The following is a 25,636-nucleotide window of genomic DNA, read 5'->3' on the forward strand; positions in this document are numbered from 1 at the left end:
GCCGCGCTCCGTCCGCGCGGCTGCCCGAGATGCGGGCGCGGGACAGGGGGAGCACCGTGGGAAGAGGCGTCGGACCGGCCGGCCGGGAACCTCGTGCGAGGGGCCCGGCGCGGGACGACGGGAGCGGCGAGCCGCCCCCCTGGCCTGACAGGCCCGTGCGTACGCGGGCGGGCAACTACTCGTAGTGAAGAGGTGCCGCCAATGTTGATCATTGGCCTCCTGCTGGCAGCGGCAGCCGCGGCGTTCACCGCACTGCTGATCGCCTTCAACCTCTCCGGAGGGCCGGACTACACCGTCTCCCTCTTCGGCAGCGATCCGTTCACCATCAGCACGCTCGGCGCGTTCTGCGGCGGACTGGCTCTCGCGCTGATCTTCGGTCTGGGGGTGTGGATGATGATGGGCGGCGCGGCCCTGTTCGCGCGCCGGACCAAGAAGAAGCACGAGGCGCGCGACGCGGTCTCCGAACGCGACCGTCTTCGCGGACAGCTGGACGACGAGCACCGGGAGCGCGCCGCACGTGACGAGCACCGGGAACAGGCCAACGGCGGCCGCGGTTCCTCGCCCACGGCGAGGCCGACCCAGCCCGCCGGGCACGGGCGACGTCTCCACCTGCACGGGCACTAGCCCGCGCCACGGAGACCATGAGGGGCGATGCCACCGGCATCGCCCCTCATGCCGTCCTCATGCCGTGCGGACCGCGCGTGTCCGGGCGCGGCCGTACCGGGACCACGCTCAGTGGCCCGGCCGCCGGGCGGCGACGCGTACCCCAGCGAAGCCCCGTCGCCGCCCGTCCCGCCCGCCGCGAGGCCGGGTCACCAGGAGACGGGCAACTCGTACACCCCGTAGACGATCATGTCGTCGCGGAAGGGGATGTCCTTCAGCGGACGGTCCAGCCGCAGTCCGGGGAAACGCCTGAGCAGGGCGGGGTAGGCGAGCTGGAGTTCCATCCGGGCGAGGTTCTGGCCCAGGCACTGGTGGGGGCCGGTGCCGAAGGCGATGTGCCGGCGGCCCCGGCGCTCCACGTTCAGCTCGTCGGGCTCGTCGAAGACCTCGGGGTCCCGGTTGGCGACGTCGTTGGCGCAGATGACCGCGTCGCCCGCCCTGATGAGGACGCCGCCGATCTCGATGTCCGCCATCGCCAGCCGGCGCCGTCCCTGGTGCGTGATGGACAGGTACCGCAGCAGTTCCTCGACCGCCCCGCCCACGAGGTCCGCGTCCCCGTCACGGACCGCCGCGAGCTGGGCGGGGTGCTGGAGGAGCGCGCAGGTGCCCAGCGCGATCATGTTGGCGGTGGTCTCGTGCCCGGCGACCAGGAGCAGCCGGGCCTCTTTGGCGCAGTCCTCGCGGGTGGCGCGCCCGGTGGCCAGGTACTCGCTCGCCAGCCGGCTCAGCAGGTCGTCCCCGGGGTTCCTGAGCTTCGCCTCGGTCAGGTCGCCGAGGTAGTCGGAGAGTTCCGTGCTCGCCTTGAGCGCCGCCTCGGGCGCGGTCCTGGTGTCGATGATGACGGAACTCGCGCGCTGGAAGAAGTCGTGGTCCTCGTAGGGGACGCCGAGGAGTTCGCAGATGACCAGCGAGGGCAGGGGCAGGGCGAACGAGGTGACGAGATCGGCGGGCGGACCGGTCCTCTCCATGCCGTCGAGCAGTTCGGTGATGATCCGCTCGATGCGCGGGCGCAGGGCCCGCATCCGCCTGACGCTGAAGTCCCCGGTGAACTTGCGCCGGTGCTCGCTGTGTTCGGGCCCGTCCATGTTGATGAACGAGCGGTTGCGGAAGCGCATCGCCTCCCCGGCCGGACTCGTGTTCGGGAAGTTCGCGCGGGTGTTGTCGGAGCTGACGCGCTTGTCGCGCAGGAGCGCGATCTGGTCCGCGTGCCGGGTCACGAGCCAGGCGGTGGCGCCGCTCCACAGGGTCACCCGGGCGATGGGTTCCTCCGCGAGCAGACGGCTGGCGGCCGGCGGCGGGTCGAAGGGGCAGCCGGGAGCACGCCGGGTGGTCCAGGCGGGGGTGGCGGTAGGGCTCTGGGTCACGGTTTTCCTTCCGTCATCGGGTGGTGCGGGAAGGTCAGCTGAGCGTGATGGCCCCCGCGGGGCAGACCTGCGCGGCCTCCTCGCTCGCCGCGTGCTCCTCCTCGGCGGGGCGCTCGTCCAGGAGGACCACCACCCCGTCCTCGTCCCGCTGGTCGAAGACGGCGGGAGCGGACAGGACGCACTGGCCCGATCCGCAGCATTTCTCGGTGTCCACGGTGATGTGCACGATGCCTCCGATCGCGGAGCCGTACGTTACTTAACAAAAGCAAGCTCCTGTCGCGGAAGGTATGCCTCCGGCCCCGCACCGGGGAAGGAGCCGAAGCGTGTAGAGGGCATCTTTTGGCCAGAGGAGGATCCGGCCGCGATGTGCCTTGCGTGCCCGCGGTACCCCGTTCACGGGGGGAGTGGACAACCGCAGCGGATACGGCACCATCAGCGGGATGGATCACGAAGAGCCCCAGGCTCCGCCGGAGGCCGCACTGCACGGGGCCCTCCTCGATCTCGCCTACGCGATGTCGGGCTCCCGAGTCCACACGAGACTGCGTACGGAGGCCGAGGTCCCCGTCGACCGGGCGGGCCTCGCCCTGCTGCGCATCCTGACCGCCGCTGACGGGCCGCTGCGCATGGGGGAACTCGCCAACGCCCTCATGGTCCGCGCCTCGCACGTCAGCCGTGAGGTCCGCAACCTCCAGCGGCGGGGCCTGGTGGACCTGCTTCCGGAAGCCGGAGACCTGCGGGTGCGGAGGATCACCGCCACCCCGCGTGGCCGAGAACTGGTCTCCCGGGCGGAAGCGGCCTCCCAAGGTTGGCTGAACGACGCGCTGGGCGACTTCTCCGCCGAGGAACTCCGGATCACCGCGGCGGTCATCCGGCGGATCGTCGACACCTACCGGCGGGAATGAACGGGGGCGCCCGGTGCCGGGCCGTGCCGGCCGGCTCCGCCACCTGCCCGCCGGCCCGCTTTCCGGGGCCGGAGCGCACCGGGCGCGGGCGGGTGACGGCGAGCGGGCGCCGGACGTCAGGAACCCGTGCGGGCGGACCCACCGGGACCCCAGAGGGCGGGAAGCGCACGGCCCGGACCACCCAGGCCGCGTACGCACTCCACGGCCGCCCCGACGAACGCGCGCAGCCGTTCCGTCTCACGGTCCAGCGGCCACACGAAGGCGTACTGGAGACGCGGCGCGTCGGTCAGCGGACGGAAGGCGAGCCCCGGCCGCGAGTAGTAGTGCTCACCCGCCGCGGCGACCGGCGTCACACCCTTGCCCGCCAGCACCAGTGACAGCGCGTCCTCCCAGTGCGTGATCGCCTGCCCCTGCGGAATGGGACGCCCCGACGGCGTCTGACGCGGGAAGTGGTACTCCAGCCAGTGCGCGGGGGCGGCGCCCGCGACGGTCAGGAGCGTGGCCTCCGCGAGATCCTCCATGGTGAGCGCCGGCCGCCGGGCGAACGGGTGCGAGTCCGCCATGAGCAGCACCCGCGGCTGCGACACGAACACCGGCCCCGCGGCCAGATCCGGCTCCTCCACCGGCAGCTCGCTCACCTGGAAGTCCAGTTCCCCGGCGCGCAGCGGACCGTACGGGTCGGAGATCTGGATCTGCCGCACGCGCACGTCCACGCCCGGATGCCGACGGCCGAACTCCTCGCTGACGTGGTGCAGCAGGTGACCGGTGAAGGCACCGGAGAACCCGATGCGCAGGATGCCGGTGATCCCCCGGCCCGCCGCCGTCGCCTTGGCGATCTCCTCCTCGATACGCCGCTGAGCGGGCCCGATGCCGTCCCTGAGCTGCTCCCCGATCGGGGTGAGCGCCACCTGGCGGCTGCTGCGCTCGAAGAGTTTCGCGCCGATCCTGCGCTCGACGCGGGCGATGGTCTGGCTGACCCGGCTCTGCGAGACGCCCACCCGCTCCGCCGTCCTGCCGAAGTGCAACTCGTCGGCGAGCGCCAGGAATATCTGGATCTCCTGCCGTTCCATGTCCTGTCCCCGGGTCCCCTCGCGCGTTCCGTCTGCCGACCGTACCCGCCGCCGCGCGGCCGTACCGCTGTCCGCCCGCCCCACCGCTCCCACCTCGAACGATGAGTCCAGCGGATCGATCGTTGCACAGATCGTGCTTGTTGCGCCGGGGAGCCAACTCGATTCTGGGCGAGCATAGTTGCCTACTGAAAGGGCCTCTCATGGCCGTCGCCGAGTCATCGCCCCCGACACAGACCGGACGGAAGGGGACCACCCCCCTCCCGCCCGTCGCCGAGGCCGCCGCACCCGGCGCCTCCTTCGACGCGCGGGGCCGGCTGGTGCTGATCACCCTGTGCTGCGCCACCTTCATGTGCGGCCTGGACTTCTCCATCGTGACCGTCGCCCTGCCCGACATCGGCGACAGCCTCGGGTTCTCGTCGGCGGGCACGCTCCAGTGGGTGGCCACCGCGAGCCTGCTCCCCTCGGCGAGCCTGCTGCCGCTGTTCGCCCGCGTCGCCGACCTGGTGGGCCGCAAGCGGCTGTTCACCTTCGGCGTGGGCCTGTTCACGGCGTTCTCACTGTGCGCCGCGCTGGCCGACGGCCCCGGCATGCTGATCGCCTTCCGCGCCGGTCAGGGCGTCGCGGCCGCGATGATCGCACCCGCCGCCATCGCCCTCATGACCGGCTACTTCCCCGAGGGTCCGCTGCGCGCCCGCGCGCTCGGCCTCAACGGTGCCGTGATGTCCCTCGGCTTCGTCCTCGGCGCGCTCGGCGGCGGGGTCATCACCAGCGGCTTCAGCTGGCGCTGGACGATGGTCGTGCTGTGCGTGATGGGAGCCCTCGCGCTGGCCGGCGCCCTGGCCCTGCCCGCGATGCGGCAGGCCGTCACCGCCCGCAGCATGGACATCCCCGGCGCGATCCTGGCCACGCTCGGCCTGTTCGGCATCGTCTTCGGCATCTCGGCCGGCGGGGACCAGGGCTGGCTCCGGGCGCAGTCGCTCGGCTCGATCGTCGGCGGCGTGCTGCTGCTCGGCGTCTTCCTGCTCGTCGAGCGGCGCCACCCGGAGCCGCTGATCCCGCTCAAGATCCTTGGCCGCGCCGGCGTCAAGTGGGCGGGCCTGATGGGCGTCGTCACCTTCGGCATGTGCGCCGGCACGACCCTGCTGCTGAGCCTGTACATGCAGGACGTCCTCGGCTACACCCCGCTCCAGGCCGGCCTCGGCTACCTCGGTGAAGGCGCCGCCGCGATGATCGGCGGCATGTACGTCGCCAGGCTGCTCGGCCGCTTCGGCGGACCGAGGGTCCTGGTCGCGGGCCTGCTCATCCAGGGAATCGGCACCGCCTCGATGTTCACCCTGTCGGCGGGCGGCAACCTGGCGGCCCTGCTCGTCACCTCGTCCGTCATGGGCTTGGGCCACGTGTTCAGCGTCGTCTCCTTCATCACCGTGATGACGACCGGGGCCGAGGAGCGGGACCAGGGCGTCGTCGGCGGCCTCTCCCAGCTCCCGCAGTACGTGGCCGCGATCGGTGTCGCCGGGCTCAGCGCGATCGCCGCCGCCCGTACCGCCGCCCTCGCCGGTGCGGGGACGCCCACCCGGGTGGAGACCCTGGCCGGGCTGCACGCCGGCATGGTGGTCGCCGGCCTGCTCGCCCTCGTCGGCGCCGCCCTCGCCGCGGTGCTGCTGCGCAAGCGGAGTGCCGCATAACCCTGGCCCCCGCGCACGGCACCGACCCCCGCGGTGCCGTGCCGGTGCGGCCCCCTCAGCCCCACGGCCGGCCCGCCTCACCTCCGGCGGCCGGCCGGCCCGCCCCGGACAAGGAGAGCGACCGGTGAACCCGGCAGACGAGCGAGCGGTGAACCCGGTGGACGAGCGAGCGGTGAACCCGGTGGACGAGCGACCGGTGAACCTGGTGGACGAGCGAGCGGTGGGACCGGCGCAGGAGAGCAGAGGGGACCCGGAGCCGGACCGCCCGGCCGGGCGACCGGTGGACCCGGACGAGGCCGGACGGCGACTGCGCCGCCCCTCGGCGCTGCGCACCCTGCGGGTCGGTGACTTCAGGGTCTCCTACGTCCCCGACGGGGCGATGCTCCTCAAACCGGCCGGCCGGCTGCCCACCGTCCCCGCAGCCCGCTGGGACGTCTACGCCGACCACCTCAACGACACCGCCCGGCTCGTCGCCAACACCGGCGGCCTCCTCGTGGAACTGGGCCCCGAGGCCCTGCTCGTCGACGCGGGCTTCGGGCCCCGGCTCGTCCCCGACGACCCGTCCGATGCCGCGCTCGGCGCGGTGCACGGCGGCTGGCTGCCCGCGGGCCTCGCCCGCCTCGGCCGGCGCCCGGAGACCATCGGCGCGGTCGCCTTCACCCACCTGCACGCCGACCACATCGGCTGGGCCTGCGCCGATCCGCCGCTCTTCCCGGAGGCCACCTTCTTCGTACCGGAAAGCGAATGGGCGCAGCACCGGCTCTCCCCGGAGGCAGCCCGGATGCTGACGCCCCGGCTCGCCCTGGTCGCCCCCGGCCGGCAGATCCTGCCCGGCGTCGAGACGTTCGCCCTGCCCGGCCACACCACGGGCCACACCGGTTACACGATCACCTCGCGCGGCACGCGCCTGCTCGCCTTCGGGGACGCGCTGACCACCCCGTTGCAGATCCGCCATCCCGACTGGTCCGCGTCGAACGACGCCGACCCCCACCAGTCGACCCGCCACCGGCTCCGTCTCATCGCGGAACTGCGCCGCCCCGACACCATCGGCTTCGGCATCCACTTCGCGGACGTCGTCTTCGGCCGCGTACAGGGCGACGCCTGGATTCCCGTGTGAGCGGCGGCCCGGCCCCGACGGTGCTGCGGGGGCGGATGGATGAAGAGGGCGCGCAGCATCACGTCGGCCGCCGCACCTCCGTGCTCTCCCGCGAGGCGGTGGGCTTTCGGCGGGACGGGGGACCAAGGAGTTGCCGCATGGTGAGCTGGTCGAATCCACGCTGCCGGCCGAGGCGGCTGCGGACCCCGGTGCGGTGGCCGCGAGTCCGGGCGGAGCCGCAAACGACGCGAACGCCGAAGCGCGGGGAACAGGGACAGGGCGCAGTACGGGAACAGGGTGCACCGTCAGATGAAGTCACCGGTTCTGTACTACGGCAGCCGCGTTGATCCGGCTCTTCGCGAAACGCCGTCACGCCGGGCGGGGGTCACGGCCGTGGTGATCTCCCACCTCAAGGCCGTCCACCACCCGCAGGCGGGCACCGGCCGCGGCCAGGCTATTCCGTGCCGCGCGGCGACAGCCGCTGGGTGATCCGGTCGAACAGCTCTGTCAGTGGCTCGCCGACGTCCCGGCCGAACTCGGTCAGCCCGTAGGTGACCTGGGGCGGCGTCGTCGGCTCTACTTCCCGCCAGACCAGGCCGTCCTGGACCAGCGCCCGCAGGGTCTGGGCGAGCATCTTCTCGCTGATGCCCTGGATGCTCTCGCGCAGTTCGTAGAACCGGAGACTGCTCCCGCGCAGGGAGATCAGCACCCAGACGCCCCACCTGCTCGTCACATGGTCGACCACATCGCGTGCGAGGCAGTCGGTGTGAAACACGTCATACCGCTTCCCCGTCCCGGCCTGTCTGTGCTGCACGCCTTCCACCATCTCATGAGCTTACCTAAAGGTATGTCCTTACCAAAAGTGAGCCCGGCTCCTAGCGTGCGTGCAGATCACAGAGGACATCCGACAAGGAGCTGACCATGATCGTAGTGACCGGGGCCACCGGGAACATCGGCCGCCCGTTGACGAAGGCGCTGGCCGAGGCGGGCCGGCAGGTGACGGCAGTGTCACGGCACGCGGCGGCGGTGCCGGACGGCGTCCGCCACGTGGCGGCCGACCTGGCCGAGCCGGCCGGCCTCAAGCCCGCGCTGGCCGGGGCGCGGGCACTGTTCCTGCTGCTGTCCGGCGACCTGCACGCCACGGGAGCCAATCCTGCCGACATCATCAGTGAAGCCGCGGCCGCCGGAGTGCGCCGGGTCGTCCTTCTCTCCACGCTGGGCGTGGTGACCAGGCCGTCCGGCCGGACGCGGATCGCGATGCGCGCACTGGAGGACACGCTGCGGGAGTCCGGCATCAAGGAGTGGGTCATCCTGCGCCCGGGAGGCTTCGCCTCCAACGCCCTGTGGTGGGCCGAGTCCGTCCGCACACAACAGCTCGTCGCCGCTCCCTTCGGAGACGTCGGGGTGCCGATCATCGACCCGGCGGACATCGCCGCGGTCGCGGCGGCCTGCCTGCTGGACGACCGCCACATCGGTGGCGTCTACGAGCTGACCGGCCCGGAGGTGATCACCCCGCGCGGGCAGGCGGAGGCCATCGCCGCCGCGCTGGGCTCGCCGGTGCGCTTCCACGAGCTCACCCGCGACGAGGCGAAGACCGCCATGACCCGGAGCATGCCGGCGGAGCTCGCCGACGACACGCTGGACATCCTCGGTTCCCCGAGCCCGGCCGAACTGCGCGTCAGCCCGCACGTCCAGCAGGTCCTCGGCCGCGCCCCGCGCCCCTTCGCCGACTGGGCCGCCCGCAACGTCGCCGCGTTCCGCTGAGACGGGGCGGCGCCGCCAGTGCTCTCGTGCTCGGCGATCCCCTGCTGACACCGGTGGGGTTGGCCATCAGGCGAGCACCGCCTCCATGGCGGGGCGGACGACGGCGAGAGCGTCCAACTCGCTTGCGAAGTGCTGAAGTTCGCCGACTCCGCCTCGCCCGCTCCGGCGCAGGTGGCGGCCGAGCGCGGACAGGGCGAGGGCCTCTCCGAGGCGGCTGCGGTGGCGCATCGCGTCGACGACGCTGCGGGCCGCGTCGTACATGGGTGTGGTCTCTGCCGGGGAAATCGTCGGGCGGCTTGTACCGCGCGGCACGGCGATGTGTACTGCTGCGGGGATGTCGTCGATCAGCTCATGCAGGGCCAGGGCGGATTCACCGCACACGACGGCGCGAGGAGCCCGTGCGCACACGGCCAGCAGATCCGCGTGCGCGGTCTCCGGGGCGTCTGCACGCCGGTACACCCCACGGGACAGTTCGTCTATCACCGCTTCCGTGACCAGGTGCGCCAGATCGCGCGGGGAGAGCAGGGCCTGACGTGCCTGCGCCGTCGTGAAGGTGCGGGGCAGGTTGGCCAGTCGCTGTTCCAGGCGCGAGTTTCCCACAGCGTCCATGTATCAAATGACACCCTTCGTGTGGTCCTGAGGGATCGATTTGATACATCCCCGTGGTGGGTGAGCGGCGCATCCGGTGTTGATCGCGTACCGCAAACCTGCAGGTCGAGAGCCCCTCCCTCAGGGACTTCCCACTGAGATCTCAGGGACTTTCCGCCGCGTAAGCAGGGAAGGCCCCGACCGCGCTGAAAATAACAAACGCACTGGTCAGGGCCTACGGGATCAGCACTCGATGATGTTCACCGCGAGCCCGCCCCGGGCCGTCTCCTTGTACTTGACGCTCATGTCGGCGCCCGTCTCGCGCATCGTCTTGATGACCTTGTCGAGGGAGACCAGGTGGTTGCCGTCGCCGCGCAGGGCCATGCGGGCCGCGGTGACCGCCTTGGCCGCGGCCATGCCGTTGCGCTCGATGCACGGGATCTGGACGAGGCCGCCGACCGGGTCGCAGGTCAGGCCCAGGTTGTGCTCCATGCCGATCTCGGCCGCGTTCTCGACCTGTTCCGGGGTGCCGCCCAGGACCTCGGCGAGGGCGCCCGCGGCCATCGAGCAGGCCGAGCCGACCTCGCCCTGGCAGCCGACCTCGGCGCCCGAGATCGAGGCGTTCTCCTTGAACAGCATGCCGACCGCGCCGGCCGCGAGGAGGAAGCGCACGACGCCCTCCTCGTCGGCGCCGGGCACGAAGTTCATGTAGTAGTGCAGGACCGCCGGGATGATGCCGGCCGCGCCGTTGGTCGGGGCCGTCACGACGCGGCCGCCCGCCGCGTTCTCCTCGTTCACGGCCATCGCGTACAGCGTGATCCACTCCATCGCGCGCGGCAGCGGCTCGCCCTCGGCGCGCAACTGGCGGGCCGAGGAGGCCGCGCGGCGGCGCACCTTCAGGCCGCCGGGCAGGATGCCCTCCTGGCTCATGCCGCGCGCCACGCAGTCCTTCATGACCCGCCAGATCTCCAGCAGGCCCGCCCGGATCTCGTCCTCCGTACGCCAGGCCTTCTCGTTCTCCAGCATCAGCGCGGGGATCGACAGGCCGGTGTCCTTCGCCAGGCGCAGCAGCTCGTCACCGGTGCGGAAGGGGTACCTCAGCACCGTGTCGTCGAGTTTGATGCGGTCCTCGCCGACCGCGTCCTCGTCCACCACGAAGCCGCCGCCCACCGAGTAGTACGTCTTCTCCAGCAGGAGCGCGCCCTCGGCGTCGTGGGCGAACATCCGCATGCCGTTCGCGTGGTACGGCAGCGTCTCGCGCCGGTGCAGCAGGAGGTCCTCGTCGTAGGAGAAGGGGATCTCGTGCGCGCCGAGCAGCGAGATCCGGCCGCTCTCGCGGATCGCGGCGACCCGCTCGTCGGCGCCCTCGACGTCGACCGTGCGCGGGGACTCGCCCTCCAGGCCGAGCAGCACCGCCTTCGGCGTGCCGTGGCCGTGGCCGGTGGCGCCCAGGGAGCCGAACAGTTCCGCGCGCACCGAGGCGGTCGGCGCGAGCAGGCCCTCGTTCTTGAGCCGGCGCGCGAACATCCGCGCCGCCCGCATCGGGCCCACCGTGTGCGAACTGGAGGGGCCGATGCCGACGGAGAACAGGTCGAAGACCGAGATGGCCACGTGGAGACTCCTCACAGGCGGACGCCGTTGTCCACCGGACGGGTTGAGCGGGGAAAGGGAAAAGGGGCGGCCCTCGGCGCACGGCATGGGGCGGGGCGTCCCGCCCACCGTTTCCAGTGTGCGCGACGCCCCGCGTGAAACCGTCCTCACCGGGATGTGCCCGGCATCACGGCCGGCCGGTGAGGGGAGGCCGTTACTTCGACAGGCCCGGGTACAGCGGGTGCTTCTCGGTCAGCGCGGTGACCCGCGCGCGCAGCGCCGCCGCGTCGTACGAGGGCTTGAGCGCCTGGGCGATGACGTCGGCGACCTCCTCGAAGTCCGCCGCCCCGAAACCGCGGGTCGCGAGCGCCGGGGTGCCGATGCGCAGGCCCGAGGTGACCATCGGGGGCCGCGGGTCGTTCGGGACCGCGTTGCGGTTCACGGTGATGCCGACCTCGTGCAGCCGGTCCTCCGCCTGCTGGCCGTCCAGCTCCGAGTCGCGCAGGTCCACCAGGACCAGGTGCACGTCGGTGCCGCCGGACAGCACGGAGACGCCGTGTTCGGTGACGTCCGCCGCGACCAGCCGCTCGGCCAGGATGCGGGCGCCGTCCAGGGTGCGCTGCTGGCGCTCCTTGAAGTCCTCGGAGGCCGCGACCTTGAAGGCCACCGCCTTGCCCGCGATCACGTGCTCCAGCGGACCGCCCTGCTGGCCGGGGAAGACCGCCGAGTTGATCTTCTTGGCGAGTTCGGCCGTGGACAGGATCACGCCACCGCGCGGCCCGCCCAGGGTCTTGTGCGTCGTCGTGGTCACGACGTGCGCGTGCGGGACGGGGGAGGGGTGCAGCCCCGCCGCGACCAGGCCCGCGAAGTGCGCCATGTCGACCATGAGGTACGCGCCGACCTCGTCCGCGATCCGGCGGAAGGCGGCGAAGTCGAGCTGGCGGGGATAGGCCGACCAGCCCGCCACGATCAGCTTCGGCCGCGCCTCCTTGGCCAGGCGCGCGACCTCGTCCATGTCGACCTGACCGGTCCGCTCGTCCACGTGGTAGGCGACCACGTTGTAGAGCTTCCCGGAGAAGTTGATCTTCATCCCGTGGGTCAGGTGCCCGCCGTGCGCGAGGTTCAGGCCCATGATCGTGTCGCCCGGCTTGAGCAGCGCGAACATGGCGGCCGCGTTGGCCTGGGCGCCCGAGTGCGGCTGCACGTTGGCGTGCTCGGCGCCGAACAGCGCCTTGACCCGGTCGATCGCGATCTGCTCGACGACGTCGACGTGCTCGCAGCCACCGTAGTAGCGGCGGCCCGGATAGCCCTCCGCGTACTTGTTGGTGAGCACCGAACCCTGCGCCTCCATGACGGCGACCGGGGCGAAGTTCTCCGAGGCGATCATCTCCAGCGTCGACTGCTGACGGTGCAGCTCGGCGTCGACGGCGGCCGCCACGTCGGGGTCGAGTTCGTGGAGCGGGGTGTTGAGGAGCGAAGACAAGAGAATCAGTCCCTGGGGTCGGTTCGTCAGTCGTCGGAGCCGGAGAACGCCGCGTACTCCTCGGCGGACAGCAGGTCCTCCGGTTCGCCGGTGACGCGGACCTTGAACAGCCAGCCGCCCTCGAAGGGGGCGGAGTTCACGAGGGAGGGGTCGCTCACCACGTCCTCGTTGATCTCGGTGATCTCGCCGCTGACCGGGGCGTACAGGTCGCTGACGGACTTCGTGGACTCCAGCTCTCCGCAGGTCTCGCCCGCGGTGACGGTGGAGCCGGTCTCGGGGAGCTGGGCGTAGACGACGTCGCCGAGCGCGTTGGCCGCGTACTCGGTGATGCCGACCGTCGAGACGCCGTCCTCGGCGCCCGACAGCCACTCGTGCTCCTTGCTGTAACGCAGCTGCTGGGGGTTGCTCATGACCTGAATTCTCCTGTACGCGGGGCTGTGCTGGAAAACGGCGGTTCGCGGGAGGGCCCGGGGGCGGGAAACGCTGGGCCCGCCCGGCCGCCCGTCACTCGCGAGGGCTGCGGAAGGACTACTTCCGGCGCTTGTAGAAAGGCAGCGCGACGACCTCGTACGGCTCGTGGCTGCCCCGGATGTCGACGCCCACGCCCGGCGTGCCGGGAGCGGCGTGCGCCGCGTCCACGTAGGCCATCGCGATCGGCTTGCCGACCGTGGGGGAGGGGGCGCCCGAGGTGACCTCGCCGATCACCTCGCCGTCCGCGACGACCGCGTAGCCCGCGCGCGGCACCCGGCGGCCCTCGGCCACCAGGCCGACCAGCTTGCGCGGCGGCTTCGCGTCCGCCCGCCCGGCCGCGGCGGCCAGCGCCTCCCGGCCCACGAAACGGCCGTCGTTCGCGGTCTTGTCGAACTTCACGACCCGGCCCAGGCCCGCGTCGAACGGGGTGAGCGAGGCGGTCAGCTCGTGCCCGTACAGCGGCATGCCCGCCTCCAGGCGCAGGGTGTCCCGGCAGGCCAGACCGCAGGGCACGAGGCCCTCGCCGGTCCCGGCCGCGAGCAGCGCCTCCCACAGCTTCGCGGCGTCGGCGGGGTCCACGAACAGCTCGAAGCCGTCCTCACCGGTGTAGCCGGTCCGGGCGATCATCGCCGGGACCCCGGCCACGGTGCCCGGCAGGCCCGCGTAGTACTTCAGGCCGTCCAGGTCGGCGTCGGTCACCGAGGCGAGGATCTTCGGGGAGGCCGGGCCCTGGATCGCGAGCAGCGCGTACGCCTCGCGGTCGTCGCGGACCTCGGTGTCGAAACCCTCGCTGCGGCGGTTCAGCTCGTCCAGCACCGTCTGCGCGTTCGAGGCGTTGGCCACCACCAGGTAGCGGCTCTCGGCGGGCCGGTAGACGATCAGGTCGTCCAGGATGCCGCCGTCCTCGGCGCAGATCATCGTGTAGCGGGCCCGCCCGACACCGATCGAGCCCATGTTGCCCACCAGCGCGTGGTCCAGGAACGGGGCGGCCTGCGGGCCGGTCACCGTGATCTCGCCCATGTGGGACAGGTCGAAGAGACCGGCGCGCTCGCGCACCGCCGTGTGCTCCTCGCGCTCACTGCCGTACCGCAGCGGCATGTCCCAGCCGGCGAAGTCGGTCATGGTCGCCCCGAGCGCGCGGTGCGTGGCGTCCAGGGCGGTCTTGCGGGGCGAAGTGTCGCTCATACGGGATGCTCCCAGGGGGCGTGACGGCGAGGTGGACCCTCCCCATCTGTCATCGGTACCTGAGAGGTTCGTCATGACCGCCGCACGCGCGGGGCCCGACTTGCACCGTGGGTGGAGCCGGGAGCACCGGCTCGCTTTTCAGATGTGCCTCGCCCGCGCGGTATCTGGGGCCTGAGAGATTCAAGGGAGGAACTTGCTCCTTCGGCGCCCCGGAGATCACTGCGGACTCCCGGGACTCTCCCGCGCGGATTCAAGCGGCCGGTATGAGGTTGTGGATCGCCGCCATCATCGCACGCCCCCGTGCGGCGCAGAAGGGCCGGTCCCCGCGGTCTCACCGCGCCGCCCCGTTTTCCCGCCGCCCCCGCGGGGGCACTATCAGGAACAGGCCGCATTACCTCCTCTTTACCGTCGGGGAGGAGTGGCGGCCGCACGGGGAGGCGGATCACGGTGGGGAAGACCAGCGCGTACGACGCGGACGCGACACGCGGCACGAGCGGTGGGGCGGGCGGGGCCGCGGGCGCGGGGGAGGGCGGACCGGGCCCCGGCCCGCTGGCTCCGGCGGGGCTCGGCCCGCCGCGCGGCCTCCCCCCGGCGGCCGGCCCGGGGCGCGCCGGGCCCGCGCGCTCGCGCCGGGCCACCGGCCCTGCCCGCCCCGCCGCCCGGCCGCCGGCACCGCCGGTCCGTGATCTGCGCGGGCTCGCCGGGACCGGCCCGCGCACGCTCGGCTTCGCCGCCGGGGACCTCGTCGTCGTCTCCGGACTGCCCGGCAGCGGGAAGTCCACCCTGCTCGCCCGGGTCGTACGCACCTCGCGGGCCACGCGCACCATCGACTCCCAGGACGTGCGGGAGCGCTGGGAGCGGCGTCTGCCGCGCCTGCCGTACGCGGTCTTCCGCCCCCTGGTCCGCCTCGCCCACTACGCCGCCCTGCACCGCGCCCTGCGCTCGGGCGCGAGCCTGGTCGTCCACGACTGCGGGACCCAGCGCTGGGTGCGGCACTGGATCGCCGCCGAGGCCCGCAGGCGCGGCAGCGGGATGCACCTGTTACTGCTCGACGTCCGGCCCGCCCTCGCGCTCGCCGGGCAGCGCGTCCGCGGCCGCACGGTCAGCCGGTACGCCTTCCACCGCCACCGCGCGACCCTCGGCCGCCTCCTCGGCCGGGCCCTCGCCGGGGACCTGCCCCGGGGCTGCGCCTCCGTCGTGCTGCTCGACCGGCCCGCCGCCGACGCCCTGCGCCGGCTCGACTTCCTGACCCCCGCGCCACCCCGTCCACGGGGCGCCGCACAGCGCCCGCAGCGTGGACGGGACGGCATCGAAGGGTGAGGTCGCGCATACGCTCGGTGCGTGCCGTGCGGGGCGCGTTAAAGTTCGCCCGGCGGCCCGCCGGTGAGTGGCCGGCCACCGACAGGAACACGGCAGACGGAACGCGCGGGTGAGCCCTGTGCGCGCGAGCAGGTACAGGTGGGGAAGAGGATGAACGTCCCGGCGCAGGCCGAGGCCCACACCCAGTCGTACGGCGGCTGGCCGGGCAACGCACTGGAAGAGGTGCTCGCCGCCTCGGTCGGCGTGCCCACGGCGGGCCCGCGGATCGTGGAGGCGCTGGGCCGCAGCCCGGTCTGGGTGCCGCTGCCCAGGGGCGGCGGCCCCGACAGCGCCGCACTCGACGTGCCGATGATGGAACTCGGCGGGCAGGCCTACGTCCCCGTCTTCTCCTCCCAGGAACAATTCCTCCAGGCGACCGGCGGGAACCTGTCCTTCACCGTGGCCCCCGCCGTGGAGTTCGCCCGGGGACTGCCCGCGCAGCTCGGACTGGTCCTCAACCCCGACGGGGCCGTCACCGTGCCGCTGCCGCCGCCCGCCGTCGCCGAACTGTGCCGCAGCGGACGCACCCCGCTGGACGGGGCCGGAACCGGCGGCCGGGTCCGGCTCTACGAACCGGACTGGCAGGTCGACCCCGTCGACTTCCTGTCCGCGGCGGCCGAGGAGTTCCGCGCCACCGGCGTCGTGCGCAGCGCCCGCCGCTGCCTCGCCGAGGTCGAGGACCAGGAGCCCGCGCTGTTCGTCGGCGTGGAACTGGCCGCCTGGGAGGGGGCCGCCGGTGAACTGCCGCTGGACGCCCTCGGCCGTGCCCTCGGCCGTGTCCCGGTGCGCTGGCCGGTCAACCTCATCCTGCTCGACGTCGCCCAGGACCCGGTGGCCGAGTGGCTGCGCGCCCGGGTCCGCCCCTTCCACCTCGCCGAGCCGGAATGAGGAAGCGGGGCCCACGGGTCCGCAGGTGACCGAGGTGCGGGCGTGCGCCGGACGGGGCGGGCCGGCCGCCCCGCATTCCCGGCGCTGCGCGTCAAGTCCGTGCCGGGCCCGCCGCTTAAGCTGGTTTGATGGGCCGGTCGGCGCGAGCGCCAAACGCGCGGGCCGCGGCCCCCGTGATCCGCCGGGCCGGTGCGGGGGCGGTCGAGTCGTGACGAAGGGGCGGTCAAGGGTGAGTGCGTCGGGCACGGCTGCGGCCAGCGGGGACAGCCCCGGTCGAGCGCGGTCGAGACCTGGGGAAACGGTCGAGCACATGCTGCGGCAGGTGACGCCCGGGCGCTACGACGCCTACGAGGCCCTGCTGCACGCCCTCGTCGAGGGCCGCGTGCACATGCTGCTGTGGCACGGCGAGGCCGGCGCCCCCGACGCCCAGTACGGGCACATGGAGGTCGAGGGCCACGGCTACGCGCCCTGCGTGACCTCCCCCCAGGAACTCGCCGCGAGCGGCTGGACCCGGGCCCACGAATCCTTCCCCGGACTCGACGTGGCGCGCGCCCTCTACCCCCACCACCACGGCCTGTGGCTCAACCCGCACGCCCCCGGCGGCGGCCTCGGCATCCCGTGGCCCGATCTGCGCCGCCTCGCGCGGGGCCTGGACGCCGAGCCCGCCGGGCCGCTGCGGCTGAGCGAGCCCGCGATCGAACTGCCCCAGTTCTACGCGCTGCTGACCCAGATCGCCCACCGCACCCCGGCCGTGCGCTCGCTGCGCCGGGCCTGGGTCCAGCCCGCGCTCGGCGCGCCCTACCTGGCGATCGGCCTGGACGTCTACGACACCGCCCCGCCCGCCGTCGAGTCGGTGCGCGCCATGATGGGCCAGGCCGTCGGCGTCGTGCCCGAGGGGCTGCCCGTCTCCACGGTCGCCCTCGCCGACCCGCACGACCCCGTGGCGCTGTGGCTGCGCGCCCGCTCCCGCCCCTTCTACGACCGCGAGGCGCACGCCGCCCCCGCCGCCCCGGCCTCCGGGTACGGCTACCCGCCGCCGTACGGGGCCGGTCCCGCCCGCTACTGAGGGCGGGACCGAGGGCCTGCACTCCCGGCGGCGCGCCCAAGAGGCGCTTCCCGCCCCTCCGTTAGATGCACCCCTCACTAACTTGTCCAGCATGCGGACGAGTTGAGCGGCCGGCCGCCCCTTACTGTGACGACTGAGCGGCTATGTCGGATATGGGGTACAGAATCCCTTGGGTTCCCGTGATCGCGCACCTTTAGTCTCAACTGTCCTATGTCCGCAGTGCGTTGGCCGGTCACCGGATAGCGGACTCGGGATTTATGCATCACGGTTGCGCATCCATTGACCGTCAGGTCTGGTCCGCGGGCTGTCCAGCGATGAAGACTCCCCCATCAGGGAGCTTCCGCTCCCGTGTTCGACGGATCGTCTGCCGCCACCGCGGCAAGTGTGGGCCGGTTACCGCCGGTTGAGAGGGGTCGCTGGCACGATGACGGCACCACTGCATGAGCCTGCCGCCCCGGTGGCGCCTTCGGCGGAGGCTCTGAAGGCCGGAATGCCGAAGGCCAAGGTGCAGGGGCGTTCACTCGGGCGGATCGCCTGGGAACGCCTCAAGCGCGACAAGCTCGCCCTCGGCGGCGGCATCGTCGTCCTGCTCCTGATCCTGATCGCGATCCTGGCCCCGGTCATCGCGAACCTGGCAGGTCAGGACCCCAACGCCTACAACGAGAAGCTGATCGATCCGCTGTTCTCCACGCCCACGGGCTCGCTGGGCGGCATCAGCGGGGAGCACTGGCTGGGCGTCGAACCGGTCAACGGCCGCGACATCTTCGCCCGCATCGTCTACGGCGCCCGGATCTCCCTGCTGGTCGGGTTCCTCTCGGCCTTCGTCGCCGTCGTCCTCGGCGTACTGCTCGGCGTCCTCGCCGGCTACTTCGGCGGCTGGGTCGACGCGATCATCAGCCGCGTGATGGACATGCTGCTGTCCTTCCCGCAGCTGCTCTTCATCATCGCGCTGGTCTCGGTGATGCCGAACTCGATGCTGGGCCTCAACGGCACCAGCGTCCGCGTGTTCGTGATGATCCTGGTGATCGGCTTCTTCGGCTGGCCCAACGTCGGCCGCGTGGTGCGCGCCCAGACCCTGAGCCTGCGCGAACGCGAGTACGTCGAGGCCGCCCGCAGCCTCGGCGCCGGTCAACGGCACATCATCTTCAAGGAACTGATGCCCAACCTGGTGGCGCCGATCATCGTGTACACGACGATGATGATCCCCACCAACATCCTCAACGAGGCCGCCCTGAGCTTCCTCGGCGTCGGTGTGAAGCCGCCGTCCTCCTCGTGGGGACAGATGCTGTCCAGTGCCCTGAGCTACTACGAGTCCGATCCCATGTACATGGTGATCCCGGGCCTGGCCATCTTCATCACCGTCCTCTCCTTCAATCTCCTCGGCGACGGCGTACGGGACGCGCTCGACCCCCGGGGCTCCCGTTAACAGCCGTATCTAAAGGCCCGTGAGCACACGGGTCCGTCATCTACACGGAGGAACCGAGATCGTGAGAACCCACACTTCAGGGCGGCGCAAGCAGGCCCTCGCGGCCGCTGCCGTGGTCGCCGCCCTGCTGTCCACGGCGGCGTGCGGCGGGGGCGACGGCGACAGCAAGGACTCGAAGGACGGCGGCAAGGCGCACGCGGCCGGCTTCGACGCGGGCAACAACAAGGTGGCCAACGCCTCCAGCAAGAAGGGTGGCACGCTCAAGTACGCCACCGTCCAGGACGCCGACTCCTGGGACACCACGCGCGGTTACTACGGCGTCGTGTGGAACTTCATGCGGTACTACAGCCGCCAGCTCGTCACCAACAAGCCCGAGCCGGGCAAGGCGGGCGCCACGGTCACTCCCGACCTCGCCACCAGCAAGGCCAAGATCTCGGACGACGGCCTGACCTACACGTACACCCTGCGCGACGGGATCACGTGGGAGGACGGCAAGCCGATCACCTCCGAGGACGTCAAGTACGGCATCGAGCGCCAGTGGGCCCAGGACGTGCTGTCCGGCGGCCCGGTCTACCTGAAGACCGTCCTGGACCCGAAGAGCAAGTACAAGGGCCCCTACAAGGACACCTCCAAGGAGGGCCTGAAGGCGATCCAGACGCCGGACGAGAAGACGATCGTCTTCAAGCTCCCCAAGAAGAACAGTGACTTCGAGGAGATGCTCGCGCTCACCTCGGCCTCCCCGGTGCGCAAGGACAAGGACACCAAGTCCAAGTACGGCCTGCACCCGTTCTCCTCCGGCCCGTACAAGTTCGCCAAGTACTCGCCGGGCAAGAGCCTGGAACTGGTGCGCAACCCCCAGTGGAAGCAGTCCTCGGACCCGGTCCGCAAGGCGCTCCCGGACAAGATCACGATGACGTACTTCACCAACCCGGACGACATGGACAACCGTCTCCTCAACGGTGAGTACGACCTCGACTTCTCGCAGACGGGTCTCTCCCCGCAGGGCCGCATCAAGGCCCTCAAGGAGCACAAGGACAACCTGGACAACCCCGTCTCGGGCTACATCCGCTACGCGACCTTCCCGCAGAGCGTGAAGCCCTTCGACAACATCCACTGCCGCAAGGCCGCGATCTACGGCGCCGACCACAAGTCGCTGCAGACCGCGCGTGGTGGCCCGCAGGCCGGTGGTGACATCGGCACCAACATGCTGCCGCCGTCCGTGCCCGGCTCCGAGGGCCAGTCCTACGACCCGTTCGGCACCGCCAAGAACGACGGCGCGCCGAACACCGCCAAGGCCAAGGAAGAGCTCAAGGCCTGCGGCAAGCCGAACGGCTTCAAGACCACCATCGCGGTGCGCAGCAACAAGCCCGTCGAGGTCGCGACCGCCGAGTCCCTCCAGGCCTCGCTGAAGAAGGTCGGCATCGTCGCCGACATCGACAAGTACGACGGCTCGCAGATCGCCGGCATCATCGGCAACCCGAAGGTCGTCAAGCAGAAGGGCTACGGCGTCGTCATCATGGGCTGGGGCCCCGACTTCCCGTCGGTGCAGGGCTACGGCCAGCCGCTGTGGGACTCGCGCTTCACGCTCAGCAACGGCAACAACAACTACGCCCTGATCGACGACAAGAAGATCGACGGCGCCTTCGACGAGTTCACCACCGAGCTGGACGCGTCGAAGAAGGAAGAGATCGCCAAGTCGATCAACCACGAGGTGATGGAGGGCGGCTACTACCTGCCCTTCGTCTTCGAGAAGTTCATCAACTTCCGCTCCTCCAGGCTGACCAACGTCTACACGACCGACGGCTACTCGGGCACGTACGACTTCGTCAACCTCGGCGTGAAGTAACCACCACCGTCGGCACACCCGCCGTACTGCACGAAAGGCAGGTGAAGGCCACGACGGCGTAGTCGCGGGCCACCGGGGACGAACTCCCCGGTGGCCCGCGGCCCGCGGCCGGGCCGGAAGCAGTGCTCGCATACCTCATCAGGCGGCTCATGGCCGTCGTCGTGATGCTGGTGGTCATCATGCTGGTGGTCTTCTGCATCTTCTTCCTCATCCCGAAGTGGGCCGGGGTCGATCCCGCCACGATGTACGTGGGCAAGCAGTCCGACTCCGCCGCCCTGGAGGGGATCCGGCAGAAACTCCAGCTGGACCAGCCGATCTTCGTCCAGCTCTGGGAGTTCTTCAAGGGCATCTTCGCCGGCCGGACCTACTCCTCCGGCGGCGACGTCACCCACTGCTCGATCCCCTGCTTCGGCTACTCCTTCCGCAGCGAGCAGGCCATCTGGCCGGTCCTGACCGACCGGCTGCCGGTGACCATCTCCCTCGCCGTCGGCGCGGCCATCCTGTGGGTCGTCCTCGGGGTCGCGGCCGGTGTGCTCTCCGCGCTCAAGCGCGGCAGCGTCTGGGACCGCGGCGCGATGCTCGTCGCCCTCTCCGGCGTCTCCCTGCCGATCTACTTCACCGGCATGATCGTCATGGCGATCTTCGACTTCGGACTGGGCTGGATCCACAGCGAGTACGTCCCCATCGGGGAGAGCGTCACCGGCTGGTTCGAGGGGCTGCTCCTGCCCTGGTTCACCCTGGCCTTCCTCTACGCGGCGATGTACGCGCGCATCACCCGGGCCACCATGCTCGACGTGATGGGCGAGGACTACATCCGCACCGCCCGGGCGAAGGGCCTCAAGGAGACCAAGGTCATCGGCAAGCACGCGATGCGCTCCACGATGACCCCCATCCTGACCATGCTCGGCATGGACCTCGGCGCCATGATCGGCGGCGCGATCCTGACCGAGACGACCTACAGCCTCCCCGGCCTCGGCCAGGCCGTGCTCAAGGCGATCCAAGAGCGCGACCTCCCGGTGATCCTGGGCGTCGTCCTCATCACCTCGCTCGCCGTGATCATCGCCAACCTCGTCGTGGACGTGCTGTACGCCGTGATCGACCCCCGAGTGAGGCTCGCATGACAGAGCTCAGCAAGACCGGAGCCGCAGTCGGCGAGACCGTCTCCGCCGGTTCCGAGCCGCCCAGGGCGTTCCTTGAGGTCCGCGACCTCAAGGTGCACTTCCCCACCGACGACGGGCTCGTCAAGTCCGTCGACGGGCTCAGCTTCTCGCTGGAGAAGGGCAAGACGCTCGGCATCGTCGGCGAGTCCGGCTCGGGCAAGTCCGTCACCTCGCTCGGCATCATGGGCCTGCACACGGCCGGCCAGTACGGCCGCCGCAAGGCCCAGCTGTCCGGGGAGATCTGGCTCGACGGCGAGGAACTGCTCTCCGCCCCGCAGGACCGGGTGCGCGCCCTGCGCGGCCGCGAGATGGCGATGATCTTCCAGGACCCGCTGTCCGCCCTGCACCCGTACTACTCCATCGGCAAGCAGATCGTCGAGGCGTACCGCATCCACCACGACGTGGACAAGAAGACGGCGCGCAAGCGGGCGATCGAGATGCTCGACCGGGTCGGCATCCCGCAGCCCGACAAGCGCGTCGACTCCTACGCCCACGAGTTCTCCGGCGGGATGCGCCAGCGCGCGATGATCGCCATGGCGCTCGTCAACAACCCCGAACTGCTCATCGCCGACGAGCCGACCACCGCGCTCGACGTCACCGTGCAGGCGCAGATCCTCGACCTGATCCGCGACCTCCAGAAGGAGTTCGGCTCGGCGGTCATCATCATCACGCACGACCTCGGCGTGGTCGCCGAACTGTCCGACGACATCCTCGTGATGTACGGCGGACGCTGCGTGGAGCGCGGGCCGGTCGAGAAGGTCTTCTACGAACCGCGTCACCCCTACACGTGGGGGCTGCTCGGCTCGATGCCGCGCATCGACCGCGAGGAGACCGACCGGCTCATCCCGGTCAAGGGCTCCCCGCCCTCGCTGATCAACATCCCCGACGGCTGCGCCTTCAACCCGCGCTGCCCGTACGCCGACATCCCCAAGGACAACGTGACCCGCACCGTGCGGCCCGAGCTGGCCCAGGTCGGCGGCCAGGGCCACTGGGCGGCCTGCCACATGACGCAGGAGCAGCGGGAGCGGATCTGGACCGAAGAGATTGCGCCCAAGCTGTGAGCGAGGACCAGGACGTGACGATTCCCGCGCAGAGCAAGGGAAGTGAGCGGGCCCCGGGCGAGACCCTGCTGAAGGTGGAGGGGCTCCAGAAGCACTTCCCCATCAAGAAGGGCGTCTTCCAGCGCCAGGTCGGTGCGGTCAAGGCCGTCGACGGCCTCTCCTTCGACGTGCGCCAGGGCGAGACCCTCGGCGTGGTCGGCGAGTCCGGCTGCGGCAAGTCGACGATGGGCCGGCTCATCACCCGGCTGCTCGAACCCACCGGGGGCAGCGTCGAGTTCGAGGGACGGGACATCACCCACCTCTCCACGTCGGCGATGCGTTCCATGCGGCGCGACGTGCAGATGATCTTCCAGGACCCGTACTCCTCGCTGAACCCCCGGCACACCATCGGCACGATCGTGGGCGCTCCCTTCCGTCTCCAGGGCGTCAAGCCCGAGGGCGGGATCAAGGCCGAGGTCCAGGCCCTGCTGGAGCGGGTCGGGCTCAACCCCGAGCACTACAACCGCTATCCGCACGAGTTCTCCGGCGGCCAGCGCCAGCGCATCGGCATCGCCCGGGCGCTCGCGCTCAAGCCGAAGCTGGTCGTCGCCGACGAGCCGGTCTCCGCGCTGGACGTGTCGATCCAGGCCCAGGTCGTCAACCTGCTGGACGACCTCCAGCAGGAACTCGGCCTCACCTACGTGATCATCGCGCACGACCTCTCGGTCATCCGGCACGTCTCGGACCGGATCGCGGTGATGTACCTCGGCAAGATCGTGGAGCTGGCCGACCGCAAATCGCTCTACAGCACGCCCATGCACCCGTACACCACGGCGCTCATGTCCGCGGTGCCGGTGCCGGACCCGCGTACCCGGGGCGACCGCAAGCGCCGGCTGCTCACGGGCGACGTGCCCTCGCCCATCGCCCCGCCCTCGGGCTGCCGCTTCCACACCCGGTGCTGGAAGGCGACGCTCTCCTGCACCACGGTCGAGCCGCCGCTCGTCGAGCTGCGCACCGGCCAGCTGGTGGCCTGCCACCACCCGGAGAACGGCGCCGACCGGCTCCCGGACGACCCGGCGCTGCCGGAGCCCGTCGAGACCATCACGGTCTCCGCCGGGGACCCGGCCGACGCGCAGGCGCCGGTCACGGACGTCGCCTCCGAGAAGCCGGCTGCCAAGAGCGAGCCGGTCGCGGAGGACGAGCCGGTCGCGAAGAGTGAACCGGCCGCCGAGCCGGAGCCGGAGGCCGACACCGGCGCCGAGGCCGAGGCTGCGGCCGCGACCGAAGACGCGCCGGACGCCGGTCCCGGGCCGGACGGCCCCGGCGGCGAGGCGGACCGGAAGTGAGGCGAGGACCACCCGGCACAATGACCGGGTGGTCCTCGATCTCTTCTCCCCGACCGTCCAGCACACGCTCGACCTCATCGGCATCTTCGTCTTCGCGATCTCCGGCGCGCTGCTGGCCGTACGGAAGAACTTCGACGTGTTCGGCATCGCGGTGCTCGCGGAGGCGACGGCGCTGGGCGGCGGGATCTTCCGGGACATCGTCATCGGCGCGATCCCGCCCGCCGCGTTCACGGACCTCGGCTACTTCACGATGCCCCTGGTCGCCGCGGGGCTGGTCTTCTTCCTGCACCCGCAGGTCGAGCGGATCAACGGCGCCGTCAACGTCTTCGACGCCGCCGGGCTCGGGCTGTTCTGCGTGACCGGCACCACCAAGGCGTACGGCTACGGGCTCGGCCTCACCTCGTCCGTCGCACTGGGCCTGGCCACCGCCGTGGGCGGCGGGGTGATCCGCGACGTCATCGCCAACGAGGTGCCCTCCCTGGTGCGCTGGGACCGCGACCTGTACGCCGTGCCCGCGCTCGCGGGCGCCTCGACGGTCGCCGTGTGCATCCACCTCGACGCGCTCAACGCCCTCACCAGCGGGACGGCGGCCGTCGCGGCCTTCCTCCTGCGGCTGCTCGCCCTGCGCTACCACTGGCGCGCGCCCCGCGCCTGGAACCGCAGGACCTCGACGGTCGAGGTCGAGTGATCCCCGCCCCCGCAGAGAAAGCTACCGCCCAGTAGCAAGCTGTTGTACCGTTCCCCCATGGCACAGGCAATCGCACCGGCGACCGTGGGCGACAGCGAGTTCGACCGCGACACCGCCGTCACCCTCCGCGCTCCCGGCGTCTACGACGCCCGGCTCTCGGCCGGGTGGACCATCATCAACGCGGTGAACGGCGGCTACCTCCTGGCCCTCGTGGGCCGCGCCCTCGCGGACGCCCTGCCGCACTCCGAGCCCTTCTCGGTCACCGCGCACTACCTGACCGCCTCGCAGCCGGGCCCCGCCGTGATCCGTACCGAGACGGTGCGCACCGGCCGTACCCTCTCGACCGGTCAGGCCTCCCTGTTCCAGTACGCCGAGGACGGCAGCGAGGTGGAGCGGCTGCGGGTGCTCGCCTCGTACGGCGATCTCGGCTCGCTCACGGACGAGGTCCGCACGAGTGCGCGCCCGCCCGAGTTCCCCCCGGTCGAGCAGTGCCTGGGCGCCGACGACGCCCCCGACGCGCAGGTGATCCCCGGCTCCAACGCGATCACCGGCCGTCTCATGCTCAAGATGGACCCCGCGACGCTCGGCTGGGCCCTCGGCGCCCCGTCCGGCAAGGGCGAGGTGCGCGCGTGGTTCGGCCTGGCCGACGGCCGCGACGCCGACCCGCTGTCCCTCCTGCTCGCCGTCGACGCGCTGCCGCCCACCGCCTTCGACCTCGGCGTCAAGGGCTGGGTGCCGACCGTGGAACTCACCGTTCACGTGCGCTGCCGCCCCGCCCCCGGCCCGCTGCGCGTCCAGGTGGCCACCCGCAACCTGGCCGGCGGCTTCCTGGAGGAGGACGCCGAGGTCTGGGACAGCGCGGGCCGCCTGGTGGCCCAGTCCCGCCAGCTCGCCCGCGTGCCCGTGCGCTGAACCGCCAGGCCCGCCCCCGCCCGGCGTTCCGGGGCTCGGGAGGC

General features: G+C 71.5%; 24 protein-coding genes and 1 riboswitch. Of the genes, 15 read left to right on the forward strand and 9 right to left on the reverse strand.

Annotated elements, in window-relative coordinates; translation table 11 throughout:
* Positions 1-201 precede the first annotated feature (201 nt).
* On the forward strand, positions 202-624 hold the full coding sequence (locus tag AB0J21_RS28745; protein WP_363149059.1) for a hypothetical protein: 423 nt from the start codon (positions 202-204) through the stop codon (positions 622-624).
* Positions 625-812: 188 nt separating this feature from the next.
* Here AB0J21_RS28745 and AB0J21_RS28750 read toward each other — a convergent pair whose 3' ends face one another.
* Positions 813-2,027: a cytochrome P450 gene (locus tag AB0J21_RS28750; protein WP_363149060.1), complete on the reverse strand. Its 1,215-nt coding sequence runs from the start codon at positions 2,025-2,027 to the stop codon at positions 813-815.
* A gap of 34 nt (positions 2,028-2,061) precedes the next feature.
* Positions 2,062-2,253, reverse strand: coding sequence for a ferredoxin (locus tag AB0J21_RS28755; protein ID WP_363149061.1), 192 nt, complete (start codon positions 2,251-2,253; stop codon positions 2,062-2,064).
* Positions 2,254-2,467: 214 nt separating this feature from the next.
* On the opposite strand from AB0J21_RS28755, the gene AB0J21_RS28760 reads away from it, so the two are divergent.
* Positions 2,468-2,929: a MarR family transcriptional regulator gene (locus AB0J21_RS28760; protein WP_363149062.1), complete on the forward strand. Its 462-nt coding sequence runs from the start codon at positions 2,468-2,470 to the stop codon at positions 2,927-2,929.
* Positions 2,930-3,045: 116 nt separating this feature from the next.
* Here AB0J21_RS28760 and AB0J21_RS28765 read toward each other — a convergent pair whose 3' ends face one another.
* The gene (locus AB0J21_RS28765; protein WP_363149063.1) at positions 3,046-3,999 is read right to left on the reverse strand and encodes a LysR family transcriptional regulator; all 954 of its coding nucleotides are present in this window, start codon (positions 3,997-3,999) and stop codon (positions 3,046-3,048) included.
* A gap of 200 nt (positions 4,000-4,199) precedes the next feature.
* Between AB0J21_RS28765 and AB0J21_RS28770 the strand changes: the two genes are divergently transcribed.
* Both AB0J21_RS28770 and AB0J21_RS28775 read left to right on the forward strand, forming a co-directional pair.
* Entirely contained in the window at positions 4,200-5,684 is a 1,485-nt protein-coding gene (locus AB0J21_RS28770; protein WP_363149064.1) for an MFS transporter, read from the forward strand.
* Positions 5,685-5,808: 124 nt separating this feature from the next.
* A complete protein-coding gene (locus AB0J21_RS28775) occupies positions 5,809-6,801 on the forward strand; it encodes an MBL fold metallo-hydrolase (protein WP_363149065.1) in 993 nt (330 codons plus the stop codon).
* Between the two features lie 433 nt (positions 6,802-7,234).
* On the opposite strand, the gene AB0J21_RS28780 is transcribed toward AB0J21_RS28775, so the two are convergent.
* The gene (locus AB0J21_RS28780; protein WP_363149066.1) at positions 7,235-7,606 is read right to left on the reverse strand and encodes a helix-turn-helix domain-containing protein; all 372 of its coding nucleotides are present in this window, start codon (positions 7,604-7,606) and stop codon (positions 7,235-7,237) included.
* Between the two features lie 95 nt (positions 7,607-7,701).
* On the opposite strand from AB0J21_RS28780, the gene AB0J21_RS28785 reads away from it, so the two are divergent.
* A complete protein-coding gene (locus AB0J21_RS28785; protein ID WP_363149067.1) occupies positions 7,702-8,544 on the forward strand; it encodes an NAD(P)H-binding protein in 843 nt (280 codons plus the stop codon).
* Positions 8,545-8,610: 66 nt separating this feature from the next.
* Here the strand turns inward: AB0J21_RS28785 and AB0J21_RS28790 are convergent, their stop codons facing one another.
* The 5 genes from AB0J21_RS28790 to gcvT form a co-directional block, all read right to left on the reverse strand.
* A complete protein-coding gene (locus tag AB0J21_RS28790) occupies positions 8,611-9,153 on the reverse strand; it encodes a hypothetical protein (protein ID WP_363149068.1) in 543 nt (180 codons plus the stop codon).
* A gap of 222 nt (positions 9,154-9,375) precedes the next feature.
* Positions 9,376-10,743, reverse strand: a complete 1,368-nt coding sequence (locus AB0J21_RS28795; protein ID WP_363149069.1) for an L-serine ammonia-lyase — start codon at positions 10,741-10,743, stop codon at positions 9,376-9,378.
* A 193-nt stretch (positions 10,744-10,936) separates the two neighbouring features.
* Complete coding sequence (gene glyA, locus AB0J21_RS28800) at positions 10,937-12,205, reverse strand: serine hydroxymethyltransferase (protein WP_363149070.1); 1,269 nt, start codon at positions 12,203-12,205, stop codon at positions 10,937-10,939.
* Between the two features lie 26 nt (positions 12,206-12,231).
* The gene (gcvH, locus tag AB0J21_RS28805) at positions 12,232-12,615 is read right to left on the reverse strand and encodes a glycine cleavage system protein GcvH (RefSeq protein WP_363149071.1); all 384 of its coding nucleotides are present in this window, start codon (positions 12,613-12,615) and stop codon (positions 12,232-12,234) included.
* 118 nt (positions 12,616-12,733) lie between these two features.
* Complete coding sequence (gcvT, locus tag AB0J21_RS28810; protein WP_363149072.1) at positions 12,734-13,861, reverse strand: glycine cleavage system aminomethyltransferase GcvT; 1,128 nt, start codon at positions 13,859-13,861, stop codon at positions 12,734-12,736.
* A gap of 148 nt (positions 13,862-14,009) precedes the next feature.
* A riboswitch (glycine riboswitch) is annotated at positions 14,010-14,114 on the reverse strand.
* A gap of 194 nt (positions 14,115-14,308) precedes the next feature.
* Here gcvT and AB0J21_RS28815 point away from each other — a divergent pair.
* From AB0J21_RS28815 to AB0J21_RS28860, 10 genes are all read left to right on the forward strand, one after another.
* On the forward strand, positions 14,309-15,181 hold the full coding sequence (locus AB0J21_RS28815; RefSeq protein ID WP_363149073.1) for an AAA family ATPase: 873 nt from the start codon (positions 14,309-14,311) through the stop codon (positions 15,179-15,181).
* A 150-nt stretch (positions 15,182-15,331) separates the two neighbouring features.
* On the forward strand, positions 15,332-16,108 hold the full coding sequence (locus AB0J21_RS28820) for an enhanced serine sensitivity protein SseB (protein WP_363149074.1): 777 nt from the start codon (positions 15,332-15,334) through the stop codon (positions 16,106-16,108).
* A 310-nt stretch (positions 16,109-16,418) separates the two neighbouring features.
* Positions 16,419-17,174, forward strand: coding sequence for an enhanced serine sensitivity protein SseB C-terminal domain-containing protein (locus AB0J21_RS28825; protein ID WP_363149075.1), 756 nt, complete (start codon positions 16,419-16,421; stop codon positions 17,172-17,174).
* Positions 17,175-17,598: 424 nt separating this feature from the next.
* On the forward strand, positions 17,599-18,600 hold the full coding sequence (locus AB0J21_RS28830; protein ID WP_363149076.1) for an ABC transporter permease: 1,002 nt from the start codon (positions 17,599-17,601) through the stop codon (positions 18,598-18,600).
* 61 nt (positions 18,601-18,661) lie between these two features.
* Entirely contained in the window at positions 18,662-20,446 is a 1,785-nt protein-coding gene (locus tag AB0J21_RS28835) for an ABC transporter substrate-binding protein (RefSeq protein ID WP_363149077.1), read from the forward strand.
* Between the two features lie 122 nt (positions 20,447-20,568).
* A complete protein-coding gene (locus AB0J21_RS28840; protein WP_363149078.1) occupies positions 20,569-21,567 on the forward strand; it encodes an ABC transporter permease in 999 nt (332 codons plus the stop codon).
* A complete protein-coding gene (locus AB0J21_RS28845) occupies positions 21,564-22,667 on the forward strand; it encodes an ABC transporter ATP-binding protein (protein ID WP_363149079.1) in 1,104 nt (367 codons plus the stop codon). The genes AB0J21_RS28840 and AB0J21_RS28845 overlap by 4 nt, the downstream gene beginning before the upstream one ends.
* A 14-nt stretch (positions 22,668-22,681) precedes the next feature.
* Positions 22,682-23,992, forward strand: coding sequence for a dipeptide ABC transporter ATP-binding protein (locus AB0J21_RS28850; protein ID WP_363149080.1), 1,311 nt, complete (start codon positions 22,682-22,684; stop codon positions 23,990-23,992).
* 28 nt (positions 23,993-24,020) lie between these two features.
* Positions 24,021-24,680, forward strand: a complete 660-nt coding sequence (locus AB0J21_RS28855) for a trimeric intracellular cation channel family protein (RefSeq protein WP_363149081.1) — start codon at positions 24,021-24,023, stop codon at positions 24,678-24,680.
* Between the two features lie 57 nt (positions 24,681-24,737).
* Entirely contained in the window at positions 24,738-25,592 is an 855-nt protein-coding gene (locus AB0J21_RS28860) for a thioesterase family protein (RefSeq protein WP_363149082.1), read from the forward strand.
* The last annotated feature ends 44 nt before the right edge of the window (positions 25,593-25,636 follow it).

Origin of the sequence: Streptomyces sp. NPDC049954, assembly GCF_040656295.1 — a bacterium.
Lineage (GTDB): Bacteria > Actinomycetota > Actinomycetes > Streptomycetales > Streptomycetaceae > Streptomyces.